At 68.3% G+C, this 16,475-nt stretch carries 14 protein-coding genes; 6 read left to right on the top strand and 8 right to left on the bottom strand.

Annotation, left to right across the window (positions count from 1 at the left end):
* Positions 1 to 71 precede the first annotated feature (71 nt).
* Positions 72 to 1,331 (bottom strand): M20/M25/M40 family metallo-hydrolase, encoded by a 1,260-nt coding sequence (locus A3AG_RS0121990; protein WP_018007512.1) that lies wholly within the window; start codon positions 1,329 to 1,331, stop codon positions 72 to 74.
* 181 nt (positions 1,332 to 1,512) lie between these two features.
* Here A3AG_RS0121990 and A3AG_RS0121985 point away from each other — a divergent pair, with 181 nt between their 5' ends.
* Positions 1,513 to 2,616 carry a GlxA family transcriptional regulator gene (locus tag A3AG_RS0121985; RefSeq protein ID WP_026164389.1) on the top strand — a complete coding sequence of 368 codons (1,104 nt, stop codon included), beginning with the start codon at positions 1,513 to 1,515 and terminating at the stop codon, positions 2,614 to 2,616.
* An 18-nt stretch (positions 2,617 to 2,634) separates the two neighbouring features.
* On the opposite strand, the gene A3AG_RS0121980 is transcribed toward A3AG_RS0121985, so the two are convergent.
* A complete protein-coding gene (locus A3AG_RS0121980; protein WP_018007511.1) occupies positions 2,635 to 3,366 on the bottom strand; it encodes a BON domain-containing protein in 732 nt (243 codons plus the stop codon).
* A gap of 173 nt (positions 3,367 to 3,539) precedes the next feature.
* A complete protein-coding gene (locus A3AG_RS0121975) occupies positions 3,540 to 5,204 on the bottom strand; it encodes an AMP-binding protein (protein ID WP_018007510.1) in 1,665 nt (554 codons plus the stop codon).
* A 233-nt stretch (positions 5,205 to 5,437) separates the two neighbouring features.
* Here A3AG_RS0121975 and A3AG_RS0121970 point away from each other — a divergent pair, with 233 nt between their 5' ends.
* Complete coding sequence (locus tag A3AG_RS0121970; protein WP_018007509.1) at positions 5,438 to 6,112, top strand: SOS response-associated peptidase; 675 nt, start codon at positions 5,438 to 5,440, stop codon at positions 6,110 to 6,112.
* An 80-nt stretch (positions 6,113 to 6,192) separates the two neighbouring features.
* Here A3AG_RS0121970 and A3AG_RS0121965 read toward each other — a convergent pair whose 3' ends face one another.
* Positions 6,193 to 8,403, bottom strand: a complete 2,211-nt coding sequence (locus A3AG_RS0121965; RefSeq protein WP_026164388.1) for a TonB-dependent siderophore receptor — start codon at positions 8,401 to 8,403, stop codon at positions 6,193 to 6,195.
* Positions 8,404 to 8,719: 316 nt separating this feature from the next.
* On the opposite strand from A3AG_RS0121965, the gene A3AG_RS34850 reads away from it, so the two are divergent.
* The gene (locus A3AG_RS34850; RefSeq protein ID WP_370866998.1) at positions 8,720 to 9,013 is read left to right on the top strand and encodes a BrnA antitoxin family protein; all 294 of its coding nucleotides are present in this window, start codon (positions 8,720 to 8,722) and stop codon (positions 9,011 to 9,013) included.
* Here the strand turns inward: A3AG_RS34850 and A3AG_RS0121960 are convergent.
* From A3AG_RS0121960 to A3AG_RS0121950, 3 genes are all read right to left on the bottom strand, one after another.
* A complete protein-coding gene (locus tag A3AG_RS0121960) occupies positions 8,941 to 9,489 on the bottom strand; it encodes a TetR/AcrR family transcriptional regulator (protein ID WP_018007507.1) in 549 nt (182 codons plus the stop codon). The two genes, A3AG_RS34850 and A3AG_RS0121960, sit on opposite strands and share 73 nt — an antisense overlap.
* Positions 9,490 to 9,600: 111 nt before the next feature.
* Positions 9,601 to 10,992, bottom strand: a complete 1,392-nt coding sequence (locus A3AG_RS0121955; protein ID WP_018007506.1) for a dihydrolipoyl dehydrogenase — start codon at positions 10,990 to 10,992, stop codon at positions 9,601 to 9,603.
* Positions 10,993 to 11,141: 149 nt separating this feature from the next.
* On the bottom strand, positions 11,142 to 11,873 hold the full coding sequence (locus A3AG_RS0121950) for a glutathione peroxidase (RefSeq protein WP_018007505.1): 732 nt from the start codon (positions 11,871 to 11,873) through the stop codon (positions 11,142 to 11,144).
* 255 nt (positions 11,874 to 12,128) lie between these two features.
* Between A3AG_RS0121950 and A3AG_RS0121945 the strand changes: the two genes are divergently transcribed.
* Positions 12,129 to 13,901 (top strand): dipeptidase, encoded by a 1,773-nt coding sequence (locus tag A3AG_RS0121945; RefSeq protein WP_035849407.1) that lies wholly within the window; start codon positions 12,129 to 12,131, stop codon positions 13,899 to 13,901.
* 54 nt (positions 13,902 to 13,955) lie between these two features.
* Here the strand turns inward: A3AG_RS0121945 and A3AG_RS0121940 are convergent, their stop codons facing one another.
* A complete protein-coding gene (locus A3AG_RS0121940) occupies positions 13,956 to 14,435 on the bottom strand; it encodes a nuclear transport factor 2 family protein (protein ID WP_018007504.1) in 480 nt (159 codons plus the stop codon).
* 203 nt (positions 14,436 to 14,638) lie between these two features.
* Here A3AG_RS0121940 and A3AG_RS0121935 point away from each other — a divergent pair, with 203 nt between their 5' ends.
* Together A3AG_RS0121935 and ada are read left to right on the top strand one after the other, a co-directional pair.
* Complete coding sequence (locus tag A3AG_RS0121935) at positions 14,639 to 15,388, top strand: 2OG-Fe(II) oxygenase (RefSeq protein ID WP_051073558.1); 750 nt, start codon at positions 14,639 to 14,641, stop codon at positions 15,386 to 15,388.
* A gap of 7 nt (positions 15,389 to 15,395) precedes the next feature.
* Positions 15,396 to 16,475, top strand: a complete 1,080-nt coding sequence (gene ada / locus A3AG_RS0121930; protein ID WP_018007502.1) for a bifunctional DNA-binding transcriptional regulator/O6-methylguanine-DNA methyltransferase Ada — start codon at positions 15,396 to 15,398, stop codon at positions 16,473 to 16,475.

Genomic DNA, 16,475 nt, shown 5'->3' with positions numbered 1-16,475 from the left:
ACTGTAGCAGGCCCGTGGATGGCCTTTGCCGGGATGGGGGAAAGCCCGGGGGCGGGCAAGGTGATGGCGGCTCAGTTGCTGCCGATATCCTGCAGGATCCGGGTCATCAGGTACAGGCGCGGCACGATCGAATCCAGTTCGATATATTCGTCGCGCGCGTGGTAGCCGAAGCCGGCCAGGCCGAAGCTTTCCACCACCGCGGGCTTGCCCGAACGGGCGGCGTAGCTGGCGTCGGTGGCGCCGCCGGTGCCTTCGGCCAGCGCCAGCGTGCGGCCGTCCAGCTCGGCATAGATTTCCTGCGCGCGCCTGGCGAGCGCACGGCCGCGCGCGTCGGCAACGAACGGCGGACGGCCTTCTTCCATCGTCACCGTGGTGTGGGTGTCGGGCACCAGCTGGCTGGACTTGACCTTGTCCTGCAGCGCCACCTTCAGCTTTTCGGCGGCACCGGCGGCCGTGGTGCGCACGTCGCCATAGGCCACGGCGCTTTCGGGGATCTGGTTGCGCACCGTGCCGGCCTGGGCCTGGGTCCAGTTCAGCTGCGAACCGGGCACCAGGCTGGCCGCGTCGCGCGTCTGCTGCAGCTGGTGGGCCAGTTCGAGCAGCGCATTGCGGCCGCGCTCGGGCGCGGCGCCGGCGTGGGAGGCGCGACCCTTGACCTGCATGGTGGCGGTGGCGGTGCCGGAGGCGCCCAGCAGCAGTGCCTCGGCCTTGACCACGTCCTTGGCCGCGGTGGGCTCGCACGACAGCACCACGTCATGCTGCGCCGCCAGCGTGGCGATGGTGTCGGCCGACCCGACCGAGCCCACCTCCTCGTCGGGATTGAACAGCACCGTGATCTGCGCGTAGTCGCGCCAGCCCTGTTGCTTCAGGATCTCGAGCGAGTGCAGGATCACGGCGATGCCGCCCTTGTCGTCGGCGATGCCCGGGCCATAGAGCCGGTTGCCCTCCTCGCGGATCGGCTGCGTGGCGAGCGTGTTGTCGGGGTACACGGTGTCGAGGTGGGCAATCAGCATGACGCGGCGCTTGCCGGTGCCGGTGAAGGTGGCCTTGACCATGGTGCCCGGGCCCTTGGTCACGGGCAGGCGCTCCACCCTGGCGCCCAGCGCCTGCAGGCGCTTCTCGGTGTAGCTGGCCATCTGCGCCAGCCCCTTGGCATTGGCGCTGCCGGATTCGATCGACACCATCTCCTTGAGCGACTGCACGACCCTGGGCTGCGCAGCCTGCGCGGCGGACAGCAGCGCGGCATCGGGCTGCGCGGCAATGGCCGGCATGCCGGCTCCGGCAAGCGTCAGGGCAGCGGCAATGGCAACGTGGCGAACGGAAAACGGCATGGAATCTCCTCGGTTTGGTCTTGTTGGTGGTGCCGCGGGCATGGCCGTTCGCCGCGACACAACGGCACGATGCTAGTCCTTGCCAGCAACTATGGGGAGGTTCAATATCGCCAATCCGGATGCCGATCCCGCCACGAGCCCCGGCGCCCCCCGTCCGCAACCATTCGAAGCGCCTCAAGGCATGCCAGCCCCCACCGTCGCCATCGCGCCCCCGTCACAGAACGTCCCGCTGCACGTGCGCCTGCTGTGGCTGCCGCAAGCCATGCCCGGCAGCCTGTTCACCACGCTCGACGTGCTGCGCACGGTCGCCGGCGTAGCCAGCCTGCAGCGCCCTGGCGCCGCGCCCACGCTGAGCTGGCAACTGTGCCGTGCCAACGGCCGCACCCTGGCCACCGAACTGCCCGGGCTGGTGTCGTCGACGCGGCGCGCCCGTGCGCCGGGCAGCCGCACGCTGCTGGTCATTCCCGCGCTGCTGGCCAGCAATGCGCCGGAACTGGGCGAACTGGTGCTGCGCGATGCCGCGGCGCTGCGGCTGGTGGAGCGCCACGCGCGCGCCGGCGGCTGGATCGCCGCGTGCGCGTCGGGGATGGTGCTGCCGCTGCAGCTGGGCTTGCTGGATGGCGCCAGCGTGGGGGCGCCATGGATGTTCCAGAGCTGGATGGCGCGCCAGTACCCGCATTGCGATCTGACCAGCGACGCGGCCATGAGCGTGCACGGCCACGTGTTTTCCTGCGTGGCGCCCGCGCTGCAGGTGGAATTCATGCTGCGCGTGCTGGGCCATCTGCACGATCCTGACCTGGCGCAGGCGGCGTCGCGGCTGATGCTGTTCCAGCCCGAGCGCCAGCGCAGCGTGCCGGCGCTGGTGTCGCAACGCTGGCTCGGCCGCACCGCCGACAGCCCGGTCTACCGCGCCATCCAGTGGCTGCGCGACCATGTGTCCGAGCCCTACCGGCTGGCTGCGGTGGCGCAGGCGGCGGCGGTCAGCGAACGCACGCTGCTGCGGCATTTCGGCCAGGTCACCGGCATGACGCCGCTGGACTACCTGCACACGCTGCGCGTGGAGCGTGCCCGCATGCTGCTGGAAGTCACGCTGCACGGCACCCATGCCATTGCCGAGGCCTGCGGCTACAGCGACGCCGCGGCGTTCCGCCGGCTGTTCCAGCGCGCCACCGGCATGTCGATGTCGGATTACCGCGCCCGCTTTGCGCTGCGGGCGCGGCGGCGCTACTGGCGCATGGAAGATACCGCGGCAAAGCGCGCCGCGCAGCGCGGCGCACACCGGTAGCCGGTCCCGGGCCCGCGCTCAGGGGCGCAGCGAGATGTGGTTGACCACGTCCTCCACGCCCTGCACGTACCAGGCATCGCGCTCGGCCTGGAGGCGCGTGCGCTCGTTGCTGACGCAGCCCTCGAGCGTCACCACGCGGTCCTGGGTATGCGCGCTGAGCTGGGCGGCATCGACAAAGGGGTCGGTTTCCAGCACCAGCATCAGCGCCTCGGTGATTTCATCGTCGCGGTCGGTTTCGGCGGGCGCCACCACCAGTTCATTGACCACGCAGCGGCAGCCGCGCGACCACCACGCCAGCACGCCGGCCAGGCGCATGTGCGACAGGCTGATCACCTGGCCCCACAGCGTCACCACGCCGTCCTGCACCGCGACTTCGATCCAGCCGTTGCGTTCGCTCACGGGTTCGCGCATGGCCTCTGGCTTGCCCTTGACGCGCGCGCAAATCTTGCAATTGTGAAATTCGACGGCATTGAGAAGGCGCTCGCACACGGCGTCGCGCAGCTCGCCGTCGCCGATCGGGGCGCCGCCGTCGGCCACGCGCAGGTGGTCGATCACGCTGGTGACGCCGTCCACGCGCCGCAGCGTCGCCGCGGCCCGGGTCTTGTCGACGATATCGGCCACTTCGCCCTCGAGGATCAGGGCCCCGTCCGAGAGCCGCAGCTGGATGGTGGGATGGAGGACATGGCCCTGATAGGGCACATGGGCCAGGGCTGCGCGCGCCTGCGTCAGCACCGCTTCGCTACTCTGCATGTTGTCGCCTCGCCGGTTGTCTGGAGATGGAGGGAGGCGCGCCCCTGCCTGCAGGCGCGCCGGAGCGGCGCCGCGGCCTCCTTCACCCCCGGGACCCCGGCAACCGCTTCCTCATTATAGGAAGCGGTCCGCCCCCGGGGCGCTGCCGCCCAGCCGAGCCGGCAGCGCCCGGTTCAGGCGCCGGCCGCCGTGCGCGCGCGGGCGACCTCCTGGTTGCGCAGGATAAAGCGCTGGACCTTGCCGCTGGGGGTCTTGGGCAGTTCGGCGACGAACTCGATTTCGCGCGGGTAGGCATGGGCGGCCAGGCGCTGGCGCACGTGCAGGCGCAGGGTCTCGGCCAGCTCGGGCGAGGCCGGGTGCTGCGGGTCCAGCACCACGAAGGCCTTGATCAGTTCGGTGCGCTCGGGGTCGGGCTTGCCGATCACCGCAGCCTCGACCACGGACGGGTGCTCGATCAGCGCGCTTTCCACGTCGAACGGGCCGACCCGGTAGCCGGAGGTGGTGATGACGTCGTCGGCGCGGCCGATAAAGCTGATGCTGCCGTCGTCGTTGAGCTCGGCGGAATCGCCGGTCAGGTAGTAGTCGCCGGCAAAGGCGCTGGTGGGCGTACCGTGGTAGCCGCCGAACCAGCACATCGGCGAACGCTTCAGGTCTAGCGCCAGCGTGCCCGGCTGGCCCGGCGGCAGCTCGCGCAGGGCCTCGTCGACCACCACCACGCGGTGCCCCGGGCTGGCAAAGCCGGCCGCGCCCATGCGCACCGGGTGGGCCAGGGCGTGGTGGTTGCACAGCACCATGCCCAGCTCGGTCTGGCCATAGTGGTCGTGGATGGTAACGCCCAGCTCGCTGGCGAACCAGCGGATCACTTCCGGGTTGAGCGGCTCGCCGGCGCTGCTGACGGCGCGCAATTGCCCGCGCAGCGGGCCGGACACGGCCTCGCCCGCCGCGATCAGCAGCCGGTAGGCCGTGGGCGACCCGGCCAGATTGGTGATGCCGTATTTGCGGATCACGCGACAGGTGCTGTCGACGCTGAACGGGCCGTCGTAGAACGTAGTGGCATGGCCCAGCGACAGCGGGCCGGTGACGGCGTAGTACAGGCCGTAGGCCCAGCCCGGGTCGGCCAGGTTCCAGAACGCATCGTCGTCGCGCAGGTCAACCGCATCGCGCATATAGGCGGCAAACGCGGCAATGGCCTTGAGCGGCACCAGCAGCGGCTTGGCCGGGCCGGTGGTGCCGGAGGTGAACATCATCAGGAAGGGGTCGTCGCCGCGCCGCATCACGGGCGCGAACGATGCCGGCTGGCGTGCCAGCTCGGCCCAGAAGCTGAAATCGCCTGCCGTCACGGCCGGTTGTTCCGTGCCGCCCCGGCTGCCGGCCACGGTGACGATAGCCGGACAGCCGGCTACTTCGGCCAGCTTGGGCCGGTTAGCGGTATCGGTGACCACCACTTTCGCCCCGGACGCATTGAGGCGATGCTCGATGGCCTTGGGGCCGAAGGCGGTAAACAGCGGCTGGTACACGGCACCGGCGCGCCACGTGCCGAGGATCGTCACCAGCAGCTCGGCGTTGCGCGGCAGCAGCCCCGCGACGCGGTCGCCCGGCTGCACACCCTGTGCCTTCAGGAAACCCGCGAACTGCGCCGACAGCGCCTGCAGCTCGGCAAAGGTCCAGCTGCGCGCGTCGCCGTGGCGGCCTTCCCAGTTCAGCGCAATGCGGCCTGGCTGTGCGTGCCGGTCGCAGCATTCGACGCAGGCGTTCATCGCCGCCAGGCTGCCGTGCAGTTGCCGTGCCACGGCGTCGTCATAGGAAAATCCGTCGAAAGCTTGGGCGTAGTCGCGCATGGGGTCTCCTGAATCCGGCTTGTGCCTTGTAGTCGGTGGCCGTGCGCGTTCGCCGCGCCACGGCTGTCGCAAGAGTGTGCGCCACGGCGCGCCGGTCCGGCAATAACCGATTCCGCCAGCGCGGCTGACGGTTTTTGCCATGCCTGCATTGCGGATCAACGGGGCGCCGCAGCGGCCTTGACGCGGCGCCCGCGGCCCCACACGATACCGGCATCACCCTCCGGAGAGAGCGCATGTGCACCAACTATGCCCCGGTCCAGCGCCGCATCCTGCGCGAAATCTTCGGCGTGGAGCCACCGCCGGGCGTGTACAAGGCCGAGACCTATCCCGACTATGCGGCGCCGATCGTGCGCGCCGCCGAGGATGGCAGCCGCAGTGCCGACCTGGCCTCGTTCGGCATGGTGCCGCGCGCGCGCATTCCGCCCGGCGCACGGCGCTACGACACCACCAATGCCCGCAGCGAAACCGTTGGCGAGCGCCCCGCCTTTGCGGGCTACTGGCGCCAGGGCCAGCTCTGCCTGATACCGGCCACGGCGTTCTATGAGTTCGCGTATCCCGACCACGGGGCGGACAGTGCGGCGCCGGGCAAGCCAGTGCGCTGGCGCGTCTGGCTGCCCGGCGAGCCGGCCTTCGGCATTGCCGGGCTGTGGCGCGGCTGGCCGGACCAGGCGCTGTCCTTCACCATGCTGACCGTCGACTCGGCGCAGCACCCGCTGATGCAGCGCTTCCACAAGCCGGGCGACGAGAAGCGCTCGGTGGTGATCGTGCCGCGCGCGCAGTGGGACGACTGGCTGGCGTGCCGGAACCCCGAGATCGCGCGCACCTTCCTGCGGCTGTTGCCGGCCGATGCCCTGCAGGCCGAGCCGGCGCCCAAGGTGCAAGGCGCGCCCATCCCCGACGCCGATTAGCCCGCCGGGCGGCGACTTTGGCCGGCTTATCGGCCCCCGACCGTCCTGGCCGGGGGCGCGAGGCTTTGCGCCAGTTCCGCTCAGAAGCGGTAGGTGACGGTACCCACCACGGTGCGGCGCGCGCCGAAGTAGCAGTCCCCGCGCGCCAGGCAAGTGGTCAGGAACTGCTTGTCGAACAGGTTGTTGGCGTTCAGCGCGACCCGCAGCGGGCCATGGTCATAGGCAATCATGGCGTCGTACAGCGTTACGCCGCCCACCCGGTTCTGGTCGGCGCCGTCATAGCTGGGGCCGACGTAGCGCAGGCCGCCGCCCGCCACGAAGCCCGGCATCCCGAACAGCTTGAAGCGATAGTTGGCCCACAGCGAGGCCATGTTCGACGGCGTGCTCGCCAGCTTCTTGCCGACCTCGGCCGGGGTGCCGTCGATCACGCGCGCATCCAGGTAGGTGTAGGTCGCGATCAGGTCCAGCCGGTTCGTCAGCGAAGCCAGTGCCTCCACTTCGATGCCGCGCGTGCGCGCTTCGCCCACCTGCACCGAATCCGGAATGCCGTTGACCACGCCGGCGGTCTTGCGGTTCTTCTCGCGCATGTCGAATGCCGCGATGGTCAGCGTGGCGTTCTTGCCAGGCGGCTGGTACTTGATGCCCGCCTCCCACTGCGAGCCGCGCAGCGGCTTGAAGGCCTGGTTGGCCTTGTTGAACCCGGCCAGCCCCTGGAACGACTCGGAGTAGCTGACGTACGGGTTCAGGCCGATGTCCGAACGGTACATCAGGCCGGCACGCTTGGTCAGCTCGCTGTCGTCGCGGCTGGCCGAGGGCGTGTTGTCCTGCGCGGCGCGCGACCAGTCATAGCGCAGCCCCAGCATCAGCAGCCACTTGTTCCAGGCCAGCTGGTCCTGCACGTACAGGCCGGTTTGCGCCTGCGTGGCCGGATTCAGCGAGCGCGTGCCCGGCGGCGTGAAATTGCCGTAGACCGGGTTGAACACATCGAGCGGCGCGGCGGACCCGCCCACGCCGGTGGTCCCCGTGATTTCAGCGTGCTGGTAGTCAACGCCCGTCAGCAAAGTGTGCTGGATCGGGCCGGTGCGGAAGTTGGTCTGTGCCTGCGTGTCCAGCGCGAACGAATTCAGCGTCGGCTGATTCACGTAGACGGTGCGGTTCATCAGCGTGTTGCTGCCCGGCACCCAGCCACGATTGGCATCATTGAATCGCGCATAGATGCTGCGGTAGTCCACCGAGCTGTGCGAATAGCGCAGGTTCTGCCGCACCGTCACAGTGTCGTTGAACTTGTGCCGAAATTCGTAGCCGACCGACTGCTGCTCCGCGGTGTAGCGGTCAAAGCCGGGTTCGCTGATGAACAGGTGGTCGGGAATCTGCCCGCCCGGGTTCGGATATAGCGTGCCGCGCCATGGGAAGAATCCGACCGAGGTCCCGCTCACATCGCGCTGGAAGTTGGCCAGCAGCGTCAGCGAGGTGTCCTGTGTCGGCCGCCAGGTCAGCGACGGCGCGAGCAGGTAGCGGTTGTCCTGCACGTAGTCCACCTGCGTGTCGCTGTCGCGCGCCAGCGCCACCAGACGGTACAGCCACTTGCCGTCCGCATCCAGCGGCCCGGTCAGGTCGGCCTGCACCTGCTTGCGGTTGTAGTTGCCGAACTGCACCCCGACCTCCCGCGCCGCTTCCGCCTGCGGACGCTTGCTGACCAGGTTCAGGATGCCGCCGACCGCGCCCTGCCCGAACAGCATCGACGACGGCCCGCGCAGCACATCGATGCGCTCGAGTGCATAAACATCGGGACGCACGTTGTTGTAGAAGCCGACCTGGTTCAGCAAGCCATCGCGATACTGCGTGAAGTCCGTGCCGCGGAACTTGCCCCAGTCTCCGCGCGCGTCATTGCCGAAGGGACCGGCGTAGACGCCGGCGCTGTAGCCGATGGCTTGCTGCACGGTCTGCGCACCCTGCGCTTCCATGCGGTCACGAGTGATGACGGTGATCGACTGGGGCGTCTCCATCACCGGCGTGTCGGTCTTGGTGGCGGTGGCGCTGCGTTTCGCCACAAAGCCATGGACCGGGCCGGTGGCGGTCTCATCGTCGTGGCTGGCGCGCACCGTGACCGCCGGCAATTCTCCTGCGGCTGCGGCCGCCGGCGTGGCCGGCACAGGGCTATCGCCGACCTGCGCAAACACGCCGCCGGCCTGCAGGCTCAGCACAAGGGTGGTCAAGGAAAGACGGCATGGGGTGACAAGCGGGGAGCGGGCAAAGCGCGACTTCGCCCGACGGTTCGGGTGCAGAGACATCACTCAGGGATCAAATTGTGGCGGTGCCGCTAAGCGGCATCACAAGTGGAAAATTCTGATTACGAATAGGAATGATTCGTGATTACATCAGAATTGTAGCCTGAATGTGTCACGGACGAGACATATGATTCGGACTTTTCGTGGATCTTCCTTGCTCGAGAGACCGATTTTCCTGCGGGACTATGAACAGGAAACCTGACCTCATCCGCCCCCCCCCCCGGCAGAGGACGCCGCCATCGCGCGCGGCATTGAGCTAGACCCCGATGCGGCGTCAGTGCCGACAGAGCAGTTCACGAAGATGCGCCCGGCATGAGAGTTGCTCGGCGACGAGACGGTCGAGGCACTGGCGAAACGTCGCGGCAGGCCTGCCAAACCGGTTGGCGAGCGCAAGGTGAATCAGACGCTGCGCATCGATCCCGACGTGCTGGCGCCCTACAAGGCAACCGGTAGCGGCTGGCAAACGCTGATGAACGAGGCGCTGCGCGACTATCCGGCAGCCCGCAGGATGCTGCCCCGGCGCCAGGCCGGACGATCCCGTCATTCGCCCTGCAAACGGCCAAGGAACCGCCTGCCCGCCTCGATCACCGCGCTGTCCGGCTGCATCTGGTAGCGCACGATCATGCCCTCGATGCACAGCATCGCCTCCGCCGCCACCGCCAGTGGCTCGCGCAGCCCCAGGTGCGCCGCGATATCGGCGACGAAGGCCTCCAGGTCAGCCTTGTGGGCCACCGCCTGCTGCTGCGCCTCAGCGTCGCCCCCCGCTTCCGCCACCACGTTGATGAAGGCACAGCCGCGAAAGTCGCGGGCGAACCAGTCGGCCAGCGCGTCGGCGATCACGTCCAGGCGGGGCCGCTCGGCGAGGCGGGCTTCCACGTCCTGGCGGAACCACGCCATCCACTCGTCATGCCGGCGCGCCAGGAACGCCGCGATCAGCGCGTTCTTGGAGGCGAAATGCCGGTAGAGCGACATCTTCGCCACGCCGGATTCGGCAATGATCCGGTCGATGCCGGTGGCGCGATAGCCCTCCTGGTAGAACAGGCGGGCGGCGGTGTCGAGGATGCGGTCGCGGGCGGAAGGCGTGGCCATGTGATTCAAGCGGGATAGCGAGAACAGGAGAACGCCCGGGTTGCGCGCAGCGCGGCCCCGGGCCTGTGCTTCGATACTATGACAGACAGACCTGTCTAGCAATCGCCGCGATCAGCCTTCCAGCCTGGCGGCCGCGTCGCGCAGTGCCGTGCGCAGGCCTTCTTCCACCACCGGATGGTAGAACGGCATCGTCAGCATCTGCGCGATGGTCAGGCCCTGCTGGTACGACCACGCCAGCAGGTGGGCGATATTCTCGGCGCGCGGGCCGGTCCATTCGGCGCCCAGGAAGCGGCCCGTGGCCCTGTCGGCATAGACGTGCATCAGTCCCCGGTTCTTCAGCATGACGCGGCTGCGACCCTGGTCTTCAAAGCTCACCTCACCGGTGACGAAGCTGCCCTCGGCCAGGTCTGCGTAGCGCTGGCCGACCATCGCGATCTGCGGGTCCGTGAACACCACCGCGATCGGCGCGCGGCGCGCCAGCGGCCTCACCTGCGGATAGCTGGCGGCGTTCTCGCCGGCGGCCTTGCCCTCGTCGGCGGCCTCATGCAGCAACGGCAGGATGTTGTTGGCATCGCCGGCGATAAAGACCGGCGCGTTGCCGCACTGGAGCGTGTTCGCGTCGAACAGCGGCACGCCGCGCGCATCCAGCGCCAGGCCGGTGTTTTCCAGGGCCAGGCCGCGCACATTGGGGGCGCGGCCGGTGGCCGCGAGTGCGTAGTCGAAGCGCTCGGTCACGCTGCGGCCTTCGCGGTCGAGGTAGGTCACCACCACCTGGTCGCCATCGCGGTCCATGTCGGTCACCTGCGCGTCGGGATCGAGGTAGAACTCCTGGTTGAAGGTGCGCGCCGCGTCGGCGCGGATCACCGGGTCGGTCAGCGGCCCGAGCGAGCCACTGACGCCGAACACGCGCACCCGCACGCCCAGCCGCGACAGCGCCTGCCCCAGCTCCAGCCCGATCACGCCGGGGCCGAACACCACCACGCTGCCGGGCAGGTCCTGCCAGGAGAACACATCGTCATTGACGATCAGGCGGTCGCCGAACACCTGGAACGGCGCCGGCAGCACCGGCGTGGAACCGGTGGCGATGACCACGCGGCTGGCGCGCACGGTGGTGTGCCCGTCCACTACGAGCGTGGTGGTGTCGATAAAGCGGGCATAGCCGCGAATGCGGTCGGCCGGCGCGATGTTCTCCACGCCGCGCACCACGAAGCCGACAAAGCGGTCGCGCTCGCTGCGCACGCGCGCCATCACTTCGCGTCCGTCGACGCGGACCTGGCCGTCGACATGCACGCCGAACGGCGCGGTGTGGCGCAGCTCATGCGCGGCCTCGGCAGCGGCGATCAGCAGCTTGGACGGCATGCAGCCCACGCGGGCACAGGTAGTGCCGTAGGGGCCGCCCTCGATGATCACGGCGCGCTTGCCCGCCGCAATCGCGGCGCGGTAGGCGGCAAGGCCGGCGGTGCCCGCGCCGATCACGGCGACGTCGGTCTGGATGGTGGTCATGGCGGTGGTTCCTTTGTTAAGCGTCAGGCTGGGTCAATCAGCGGGCTGGATGGCGCTGCCCGGCGCGGTGCGGGCAAGGCGGCGCCATCGGGTCCGGCGACTGCCGGCCCCGTGCATCGGGGCAAGAATGGGAATCAGCTGATTGCGGCTCAGGCGGCCAGGTACTGCTGCAGCGCTTCGGCGCCGCCGATCAGCTTGCCGTTGATAAAGACCTGCGGTGCGGTCATCTCTCCCGACACGGCGCCCAGCACCTTGCCGCGCACCTTGTTGTCGAGCGGCACGTCGACGTAGTCGAAGCCGTTGTCGTCGAGCAGCTGCTTGGCCTTGGCGCAGAACGAGCAACCGACCTTGGAGAACACCACCACCTGGTCAGGTTTGCGCGCGCCGGGGGCGATGTAGGCCAGCATGGTGTCGGCATCGGACACCTTGAACGGGTCGCCCGGCTCTTCCGGCTCGATGAACATCTTCTGCACCACGCCGTCCTTGACCAGCATCGCATAGCGCCAGCTGCGCTTGCCGAAGCCCAGGTCGGCCTTGTCCACCAGCATGCCCATGCCTTCGGTGAATTCACCATTGCCGTCGGGGATCATGGTGATGTTTGCGGACTCCTGATCCTTGGCCCATTCGTTCATCACGAAGGTGTCGTTCACCGACACGCACAGGATGTCGTCCACGCCATGCCTGGCGAAGACCGGGGCCAGTTCGTTGTAGCGCGGCAGGTGGGTCGACGAACAGGTCGGCGTAAAAGCCCCCGGCAGCGAGAACACCACCACGGTCTTGCCGTCGAACAGCTCGCCAGTGGTGACGGTCTTCCACTCGTTGTCTTCACGTACACGGAAAGCGACATTGGGAACGCGTTGGCCTTCGCGGGATTGCAGCATTGGTTCACTCCTGGTTCTGGATCGGGTTGGTTTCGGCTGCGGGTTGCAGCGAAGGCCCCATTCTGTAGACCGGGAAGTGATTTGTACAATTCATCATTTCAACAGCGATGATTGCCAAAGACTATGATTGAGACATAGGCACCACCTATCGGTCCGCAAGGCATGCGGGCCGCGCGGACGAAAAAGCATATTTTTTCGGGAAAAGCCCGGAGAGTGCCCTATCATGCGGCATCTCCTAAGACTCCCTTCTTCGCAATGACCCGACCTTGCCGCCTGCCGTACCGCCATCGGTGGGCATCCCTGCTCGTGCTGTCGCTTGCGCTGGCCCTCCCCGCGCACGCCCAGACGCTGAAGAAGCCGGCGCTGGAAGCCCTGACGGGCAACAGCCCGGCCGTCGCCAAGGCGGCCCAGGCCGACCTGCCCGCCTTCATGGCGGCGGCAGCCAGGGCCGAGCCCCTGGTCGCGCCCGCGGTGGCTGCGTGGCAGGCGAAGGCGCCGCTGTCAGGCGACAACCTGGTCAATGTCGCGCGGCTGCTCGGGGTCTACAACCGGCTGCGCAACGAGGCCCCCGCCATCGATGTGCTGGGCAAGATGGTGGCGCTGCGCACCGTGCGCGAGGAAAAGATCGCCCAGCACGAGAATCCCGCCATCATTGAATTCGGCAAGATGATCGAAGGCATGGCGCGCGATTTCGGGCTGGCCTATCGCAATGTCGACAACCGGGTCTTCGAGGTGACCTTGCCCGGCGGCGGCAAGGACACCTTCGGCATCCTGACCCACGCCGACGTGGTACCGGCGGTGGCCGAGGAATGGGTGCTCGACGACGGCACCAGGCTGGACCCGTTCCGCATGACGCGCATCGGCGACCTGCTCTACGGGCGCGGCACCATCGACGACAAGGGCTCGATCGCCGCGGTGCTGTACGCGATGAAGACCGTCAAGGAAAGCGGCGTGCCGCTCGAGCGCAGCATCCGGCTGATGATCGAAACCACCGAGGAAACCGGCGGCGACGGCATGAAATACTACCGCCAGCACACCACGCTGCCCGAGTACAACGTGGTGCTCGACAGCAAGTATCCGGCCGTAGTGGCCGAGAAAGGCGCGGGCACGCTGACGGTTTCGTTCGGCATCAAGGCGGCCGACGACAAGCGCGCGCCCAGCCAGGCCGACAGCAAGGGCCCGGCCATTGTCGCGATGCGCGGCGCGGCCTCGGCCAACGCCATTCCCGAAACCGCCACCGCGCGCATCGCCGGCGGCGATCCCGCCGCGGTGGCCGCCGCGCTGGAACAGGCGCGCGCGGAATTCGTGCGCCGCTACACGCCGCGCGGCAAGTTTTCGATCGACGTCAAGCGCGCCGGAAACGATGTCGAGGTCAAGGTCACCGGCGCCTCGGCGCACGGCTCGCGGCCGGAAGAAGGCGTGAACCCGCTGCCGCGGCTGGCGTTGTTCCTGCAGGCCAGCGGCGTGCGCTTTGCCGAAAACCACTACCTGAACGCGGTCCGCTACCTGAACGACCTGTACGGCCTGGACTACCTGGGCAACCGCATGGACGTGGCCTACCGCGATCCGTTCATGGGCCCGCTGACCATGTCGCCCACGCTGGTGCGCGAGCGCGGTGAGTACGTCGACGTGGTCACCAACGTGCGCATGCCGCGCGGGCGCACCCCGGACGAGCTGGGCGGCAAGATCACCAAGCGCATTTTCGGCTGGGCTGCCACCCATGGGCCGGTCGAGATCAAGTACGACCAGGGCAACTGGATGGCGCGCGATCCGAAGGGCGCGTGGCTGTCGACGCTGCTGAACATTTTCGGCGATACCACGGGGCTCGAAGCCAAGCCGGTCTCCACCGCGGGCAGCACCACCGCCAAGCTGATGCCCAACGCCATCAACTTCGGCCCGGCCATGCCGGGCAAGAAGTACACCGCGCATAATGCGCGCGAGTACAAGGAAGTGGCCGACCTCAATCTCGATATGCAGATGTTCACTGAGATGCTGGTGCGGATCGGCAACCTGGACAAGATGCAGTAAACCGGCCTTTGTTTTTGCCGCCTCTCCCGCGCGCGTGAGAGGCGGCGCGACCGATCACAGCCCCAGTTCGCTCAAGCCCGGATGCCCGTCCGGACGCCGGCCCAGCGGCCAGTGAAACTTGCGCTCCGCCGCCCGGATCGGCGCATCGTTGATGCAGGCAAAACGCTTGCGCATCAGCCCCGCCTCATCGAATTCCCAGTTCTCGTTGCCATATGACCGGTACCAGTTGCCGGAATCGTCGTGCCATTCATAGGCAAAGCGCACGGCGATGCGGTTCTCTTCGTGCACCCATAGCTCCTTGATCAGGCGGTAATCCAGCTCTTTGTGCCATTTGCGCTGCAGGAACGCGACGATATCGGCGCGGCCGTTGACGAATTCGGCGCGGTTGCGCCACGCGCTGTCGACGGTATAGGCCAGCGCCACGCGTTCCGGGTCGCGGCTGTTCCAGCCGTCCTCGGCGGCGCGGACCTTGGCCATAGCTGTTTCGCGGGTGAAGGGAGGCAGCGGCGGGCGGGTTTCAACGGGTGTGGACATGGAGGCTCCTTGGCAAAAGACGAGGTGATACAGGTCTGTCTCATTATTGGTAGACAGATTTGTATTGTCAAGCCAAGGATGCCGGGCAAAATTCAAAAGCAAGACCCGGAGTGCGCCGCGCACGCCCCCGGCCTAAAGTTGGCACCATGCAAGCACAGGACAGGAGATTTGCAGTGGGCACCAGCCAGATCCAGCACCCGGAAATGGCCGTCGCCGGACGCGCGGCTGTCGCGCGTCGGCATGCGGCAGACGTGGCGACCCGGGTCAATGGCATCGACTGGGACGCGGTGGCGCGCGAGCTCGATGACTTCGGCTGCGCCGCCATCCCCGGCCTGCTGTCCGCCGGCGAATGCGACGCGCTGGCGGCCGGCTATGGCAACGACGCGTTGTACCGCTCCCGCATCGAGATGCGCCGGCACGGGTTCGGCCAAGGCGAATACAAGTACTTCCGCTATCCCCTGCCCGGCCTGGTCGCCGCACTCCGCACGGCGCTCTACCCGCGCCTGGTGCCGGTGGCCAACCGCTGGAATGCCGCCATGGGCATCGACGTCCGTTATCCCGCCGCGCACCGGGACTTCATCGCGCGCTGCCACCACGCCGGCCAGTCGCGGCCGACGCCCTTGCTGCTGCGCTACGGCCCCGGCGACTACAACTGCCTGCACCAGGACCTGTACGGCGAGCACGTGTTCCCGCTGCAGGTCGCGATCCTGCTCTCCGAGCCCGGCCGCGACTTTACCGGCGGCGAGTTCGTGCTGACCGAGCAGCGCCCGCGCATGCAGTCGCGGGCCGAGGTGGTGGCGCTGCGCCAGGGCGATGCCGTGGTGTTCGCGGTCAGCCAGCGGCCGGTGCAGGGCACCCGCGGCAGCTATCGCGTCAACCTGCGGCACGGCGTCAGCCGGCTGCATGCCGGACAGCGCTACACGCTCGGCATCATCTTTCACGACGCTACGTGAGGCATCCATGACCCGATCCTTCCGTTCCGCACCGGCAGCCGAAGCCACCCTGGTCGAACAGGATCCGCGCTGGGCACGCGTGCTGGCGCGCGACCCCGGCGCCGACCGCGACTTTGTCTATGCGGTCAGGACCACCGGCGTGTATTGCCTGCCGAGCAGCCCGTCACGCCTGCCGCATCCGGCCAATGTCGAATTCTTCGACAACGCCGCCGCGGCCGAAGCCGCCGGCTACCGGCCCAGCCGCCGTGCGACGCTGCCCGCGCTGGCGGCACGGCATGCGGCCATGGTGGCCGACGCCTGCCGCCGCATCGAGGCCGCCGACGCCGTGCCCACGCTGCCGGAGCTGGCCAGCGCCGCTGGTGTCAGCCCCTATCATTTCCACCGCCTGTTCAAGACCGCTACTGGCCTGACCCCGCGCGCGTACGCCGCCGCGCATCGGGCCAGGAAACTGCGCGAGCAACTAGGCACCAGCGACTCCGTGACCGAGGCCATCTACGATGCCGGGTTCGGCTCCAACAGCCGCTTCTACGAAGCCTCCGACGCCGTGCTCGGCATGACTCCGTCGCGCTACCGCGCGGGAGGCGCCGACATGGATATCCGCTTCGCCATCGGCCAATGCTCGCTGGGCGCAATCCTGGTGGCGCAGAGCCAGCGCGGCGTTTGCGCGATCCTGCTGGGCGACGATCCGCAAGCGCTGCTGCAAGACCTGCAGGACCGCTTCCCGCGCGCCAACCTGATCGGCGGCGACGCGCAGTTCGAGCAGCTGGTGGCCCAGGTGGTGGGGCTGATCGAAGCACCTTCGATCGGCCTGGCGCTGCCTCTGGACGTGCGCGGCACCGCGTTCCAGCAGCGCGTATGGCAAGCGCTGCGGGAGATCCCGGTCGGCAGCACCGCCAGCTACGCCGAGATCGCGGCCCGCATCGGCGCGCCGCGTGCGGTGCGCGCGGTGGCGCAGGCCTGCGCGGCCAACCACCTGGCCGTGGCGATTCCCTGCCATCGCGTGGTGCGCAGCGACGGCGACCTGTCAGGCTATCGCTGGGGCGTGGCGCGCAAGCGCGAGCTGCTGGAGCGCGAGGCGCAGGGCTGA

This window comes from Cupriavidus neocaledonicus (assembly GCF_000372525.1).
Lineage (GTDB): Bacteria > Pseudomonadota > Gammaproteobacteria > Burkholderiales > Burkholderiaceae > Cupriavidus > Cupriavidus neocaledonicus.
This window is presented reverse-complemented; position numbering and strand designations above follow the sequence as displayed.

What these genes read in the sequence shown, in the direction of transcription:
- A3AG_RS0121985 (WP_026164389.1), top strand. Translation starts at nt 1,513, where the DNA reads ATGCCAGCCCCCACCGTCGCCATCGCGCCCCCGTCACAGAACGTCCCG.
- A3AG_RS0121970 (WP_018007509.1), top strand. Translation starts at nt 5,438, where the DNA reads ATGTGCACCAACTATGCCCCGGTCCAGCGCCGCATCCTGCGCGAAATC.
- A3AG_RS0121955 (WP_018007506.1), bottom strand. Translation starts at nt 10,992, where the DNA reads ATGACCACCATCCAGACCGACGTCGCCGTGATCGGCGCGGGCACCGCC.
- A3AG_RS0121945 (WP_035849407.1), top strand. Translation starts at nt 12,129, where the DNA reads ATGACCCGACCTTGCCGCCTGCCGTACCGCCATCGGTGGGCATCCCTG.
- ada (WP_018007502.1), top strand. Translation starts at nt 15,396, where the DNA reads ATGACCCGATCCTTCCGTTCCGCACCGGCAGCCGAAGCCACCCTGGTC.
- A3AG_RS0121950 (WP_018007505.1), bottom strand. Translation starts at nt 11,873, where the DNA reads ATGCTGCAATCCCGCGAAGGCCAACGCGTTCCCAATGTCGCTTTCCGT.
- A3AG_RS0121990 (WP_018007512.1), bottom strand. Translation starts at nt 1,331, where the DNA reads ATGCCGTTTTCCGTTCGCCACGTTGCCATTGCCGCTGCCCTGACGCTT.
- A3AG_RS0121940 (WP_018007504.1), bottom strand. Translation starts at nt 14,435, where the DNA reads ATGTCCACACCCGTTGAAACCCGCCCGCCGCTGCCTCCCTTCACCCGC.
- A3AG_RS0121975 (WP_018007510.1), bottom strand. Translation starts at nt 5,204, where the DNA reads ATGCGCGACTACGCCCAAGCTTTCGACGGATTTTCCTATGACGACGCC.
- A3AG_RS0121935 (WP_051073558.1), top strand. Translation starts at nt 14,639, where the DNA reads ATGGCCGTCGCCGGACGCGCGGCTGTCGCGCGTCGGCATGCGGCAGAC.
- A3AG_RS0121965 (WP_026164388.1), bottom strand. Translation starts at nt 8,403, where the DNA reads ATGTCTCTGCACCCGAACCGTCGGGCGAAGTCGCGCTTTGCCCGCTCC.
- A3AG_RS0121960 (WP_018007507.1), bottom strand. Translation starts at nt 9,489, where the DNA reads ATGGCCACGCCTTCCGCCCGCGACCGCATCCTCGACACCGCCGCCCGC.
- A3AG_RS0121980 (WP_018007511.1), bottom strand. Translation starts at nt 3,366, where the DNA reads ATGCAGAGTAGCGAAGCGGTGCTGACGCAGGCGCGCGCAGCCCTGGCC.